Origin of the sequence: Bartonella sp. AP65SXKL (genome assembly GCF_042195725.1) — a bacterium.
In the GTDB taxonomy this organism is placed as follows: Bacteria; Pseudomonadota; Alphaproteobacteria; order Rhizobiales; family Rhizobiaceae; genus Bartonella.
In genome coordinates, this window is sequence record NZ_JBHIOW010000129.1 from 1 (window position 1) to 512 (window position 512).

1 pseudogene is annotated in these 512 nt (G+C 37.7%); it reads right to left on the bottom strand.

Annotated elements, in window-relative coordinates:
* A pseudogene (locus tag ACFIMP_RS10005) lies at positions 1-323 on the bottom strand (hypothetical protein); the annotation flags it as partial.
* Between the last annotated feature and the right edge of the window lie 189 nt (positions 324-512).

Below are 512 nucleotides of genomic sequence, written 5' to 3' on the forward strand. Positions count from 1 at the left end.
TCATAAACTTTAGCATATTGAGAGATAAAAGCTTTTCCATAGACCTCAGCATTGCCATAAACTTGACCACAGACTTGCGAATAATGCCGTATTTTTGCATCATCATACACTCTTGCATGACCATAGACACAAGCCTCATCATAGACCCAGCAATTACCATCATGGGATAGGTTAACTTCCTTTTCGATAAAACCGCCTAAAGCACCCGCCTGTACATCATCGAAATCTTTTAAAGCTTTAATGCGATAAAGGTTTATAATATTTTGAGTAAGAGCATGTTTGATTTTTTTGATTTCACTGGTTAATTCGTATTTTTTGCACATAGAAGACCCTCACAATCTAATGTGATAAACAGTTGATAAAATTTGAAATGGGAAAATTTGAAAGAGGGGCGCCCCCGCCACGCCTGTACTTTCATTTACACTGCTTTATTGGTTAGACCCAGACAATCTCTAATTCACCATAAGGAGAGAGACGTTCAGTATAGGTTTTTATTTTAGTAGACCCGCCGA